Source organism: Actinomadura sp. 7K507 (assembly GCF_004348425.1).
Classification (GTDB): domain Bacteria; phylum Actinomycetota; class Actinomycetes; order Streptosporangiales; family Streptosporangiaceae; genus Spirillospora.
Genome location: NZ_SMKK01000439.1, coordinates 1 through 3,255, shown reverse-complemented (window position 1 = coordinate 3,255; position 3,255 = coordinate 1). Strand labels below are relative to the sequence as shown.

Annotated in this window: 3 protein-coding genes, 1 pseudogene and 1 riboswitch; of the genes and pseudogenes, 2 read left to right on the top strand and 2 right to left on the bottom strand. The window is 71.0% G+C overall.

What is annotated here, in order from left to right; all coding sequences use genetic code 11:
* Together E1285_RS44055 and E1285_RS44050 are read left to right on the top strand one after the other, a co-directional pair.
* On the top strand, window positions 1-1,220 hold a 1,220-nt coding region (locus E1285_RS44055; RefSeq protein ID WP_132160856.1), incomplete at its 5' end, for a PQQ-binding-like beta-propeller repeat protein.
* Window positions 1,221-1,325: 105 nt separating this feature from the next.
* A riboswitch (cyclic di-AMP (ydaO/yuaA leader) is annotated at window positions 1,326-1,511 on the top strand.
* A gap of 6 nt (window positions 1,512-1,517) precedes the next feature.
* Window positions 1,518-2,168 (top strand): M15 family metallopeptidase, encoded by a 651-nt coding sequence (locus tag E1285_RS44050; protein WP_243723474.1) that lies wholly within the window; start codon window positions 1,518-1,520, stop codon window positions 2,166-2,168.
* A gap of 12 nt (window positions 2,169-2,180) precedes the next feature.
* On the opposite strand, the gene E1285_RS44045 is transcribed toward E1285_RS44050, so the two are convergent.
* The gene (locus E1285_RS44045) at window positions 2,181-2,858 is read right to left on the bottom strand and encodes a response regulator transcription factor (RefSeq protein WP_132160854.1); all 678 of its coding nucleotides are present in this window, start codon (window positions 2,856-2,858) and stop codon (window positions 2,181-2,183) included.
* Window positions 2,845-3,255: pseudogene (locus E1285_RS46260) on the bottom strand (sensor histidine kinase); the annotation flags it as partial. The gene E1285_RS44045 and the pseudogene E1285_RS46260, both read right to left, overlap by 14 nt.

Genomic DNA, 3,255 nt, shown 5'->3' with positions numbered 1-3,255 from the left:
TCCTCAACTCGCGGGACGGGGGACAGGGCGCGGGCTTCAGGCCGTGGTCCGTCGACGACGTACGCGGACGTGCCGTCGTGGCCGACGGGCTGGTGTACGTGGGCAAGGCGGACGGTACGGCCGCCTACGACGCGCGGACCGGCCGTCGACGCTGGGAGTCCAAGAGCGGCGCGGAAGAGGCGGCCGGGGGACTGCACGGTGGCGTGCTCCTCGTCCGGAGCGCCGGCCGGCTGAGCGCCCTCGACGCGCGCTCCGGGAGACGGCGCTGGCAGGTCCCGGTGAGCGAGGACGGCTGCCTGACGGAACGACCGGACCCCGCCGGCCGCGTCATGGTGGCGGAGGAGGTCGATCAAGGGGACGCTCCCGGCCGGCTGCGACTCTCTGCCTTCGGGGCGGCCGCCGGGAAGCCGCTCTGGAGCAAGACGCTGGGGCTGAGTTCCTGCGGAAACGACCTGACTGTCGGCGGTGGCCGAGTCAGCGTGGTCGAGCGCGGCGCGAACCGGTCGAAGGAACAGTTCCTGGTCTCCATCGCGATCGGCTCTGGTGAAAGCTGGCGCATCCCCACGGAGAGCGTCAGGGCGATGGCGGCCGACGACACGAACGTCTACACGGTCGTCCGTGGCGGTGACGACCGGTACCGGGTCCGCGCGTACGAGGCCGGCACGGGTCGTTCACGGTGGGGTGTCCGGTTCCCGGAATCGGACCTCGAACTCGGCGGCACCGGTCTCGAGATGTCCGCCGCGGGATCCCGCCTCTACGTGCTCGGCGACGAGGGGCTCCAAGCCTTTGACACCAAGGACGGGCGCCGGCGCTGGACGTCCGCCCTCAAGACGGGGGGCTCCGGAGAGTTCCTCGTGGTGGGAAGCACCGCCTACGTGTGGTGGAACGACACCAAGCACGGGCTTTTCCGCACCACGGTGCGGACGGCGATGTCCGCGATCGACCTCACGAACGGCCACCGCCGATGGTGGGAGCGAACCGGCTCACGCGCGGACGTCGCCTGGGCCGACGACCGCACCGCCTACATCGCGTCCTTCAGGCAGCGCCGGTTCCGGCCGGACGACAACGCGCTCATCGCCCTCGACGCGCGAACCGGCCGGGAACGCTGGCGCCGGGACATGGACGTCGACGACGCCGTCATCGTGTCGTCCGGAATCCTCTACGTCCGCGACGGCCATACGCTGGAGGCCATCGACGCGACAACCGGCGAGGGCCCATGAACCGGTCCTGTGCGGGGCGGATCGTAGCGCCACCGGCATGTTTCGCCAGGTCAAGGCACTTGGTGTCTAGTTTGCAATCTCTTGGGCTTTTGGTACCGTCTGCCGGAATTTGCAACGCCGAGTCCGCGACCAGCGCGGAGCCGGGGAACCAGCGCGAGTGTCGTCCAGGCCGATCGGCCTGTGCCGCCTCGCAGGGGTGAATCGACGCCTCCTCGCCACGCGAGTGGGGTCGTAGGGCGACTTCCATGCCCGAATCCGTCAGCTAACCCGGTAGGCGGCATGGAAGGAGCAGATGCCGTGATAGGTCGGCACGCCAAGAAGAACAAGAACCACGCGCCGGTCATGGGCGTCGTTCTCGCAGGACTGTTCGCCGGTTCCGTCGCCCTGGCGCCGCTGGACGGAGGCTCGGGGGGCTCGGGAGGCTCCGCCGGACCCGGCCCGGCGAAGCTCTCGGCGGACCGCGCCGAACGATCCGCCTCCAAGGAGGCCGAGAAAGCCCCGAGCAAGCCGCCGGACGACTGCAAGCCGTCCGAGGCCACGGACCACGGGTACTCCAACGGCCGGATCCCGACCAAGGAACTCTGCCCGCTGCCCCAGGACGACGAGTTCCTGCGGGCCGACGCCGCAGTGGCCTTCTACAAGCTCAACGTGGCGTACGAGGAGCGCTTCGGCGAGCAGATGTGCGTGCGCAGCTCCTACCGCAGCTACGAGAAACAGGAAGAGCTGTACGAGAGCATGTCCCCGGGCATGGCCGCCCGGCCGGGCAACAGCAAGCACGGCATCGGCGTCGCCGTCGACTTCTGCGACGGCGTCCAGAACGAAGACTCACCCCAGTTCAAGTGGCTGGAGGACAACTCCGAGAAGTACGACTGGATCCACCCCGACTGGGCCTACAGCAGTCCGTACGAACCGTGGCACTGGGAGTTCGACATCGGCCAGGAGGACTAGGGGCGGGTACGGCTAGGGGCGGGTACGGCGTGACAGCGCTGCGGCCTGGCCCCGGCTGCGCAGTTCGAGCTTCCCGAGGATCCGGCTGACGTGGGATTTGACGGTGTGCTCGGACACGACGAGCCGTGCCGCTATCTCGCTGTTGCTCAGGCCGTCCCCGATGAGCTGCAGGACGTCGTTCTCGCGTGGGGTGAGGCCGTGCAGGCGGGCCAGATCGGCGGGGTCCGCCCGCCTGGCCCTCCGGTGCGCGGCGTAGCCGTCGATGACCCGGCGGGCGACGCTGGGACTCAGCGCGCCGTCGCCGCCGGCGGCGGCGCGCACGGCGGCCAGGAGCTCCTCGTACGAGCTGCTCTTGAGCAGGAAGCCGCTGGCTCCCAGGGTCAGCGCCTCGTCGACGTACTCGTCCAGGTCGAAGGTGGTCAGCATCAGGGCGCGGGTGCCGCCGGGGCCCAGAGCCTCGTCGCGGGCGAGGCGGCCGAGCGTCCACAGGCCGTCGTGTCCGGGCATGCGCACGTCGAGAAGCAGCACGTCCGGACGCAGGTCGCGGCAGAGCCGCAGGGCGTGGTCGCCGTCTCCGGCGGTGCCGGTGACGGCGATGTCGTCCTGGGTTTCGAGGATGGCGCGCAACCCGTCGCGGACGACGCGCTCGTCGTCGGCGATCACGACGTTGATGCCGTCACCGGGCGGCATCGCGGGCCCCCTCGAAGCCGCGGGGGATGGTGGCCCCGAGACGGAACCCGCCGTCCGGTGTCGGTCCGGCGTCCAGCTCGCCGCCGAGGGCGGCGACGCGTTCGGTGAGCCCTGACAGGCCGAGCTTGGGCCCCGGCGCGCGGGCGGCCGGACGGGACGGCGGACCGGAGGTGATCTCCAGTTCGACGAGGTCCGCTCCGATGCCCAGGCGCACGGCGACCTCGGCTCCCGGCGCGTGCCGGCGCGCGTTGGACAGGCTCTCCTGGACGATCCGGTACCCGGCGAGCTGGACGGGGCGGGGCAGCTCGTCCACCGGGCCGGTGGTGGTGAGCGTGACCGGGTTGCCGGACTCCCGGGCCGTCTCCACCAGCGCGGGCAGTCCGGCGAGGGTCGGGGC

Excerpts from the sequence above, each read along its gene's own strand:
- E1285_RS44045 (WP_132160854.1), bottom strand. The coding sequence starts at position 2,858 with ATGCCGCCCGGTGACGGCATCAACGTCGTGATCGCCGACGACGAGCGC.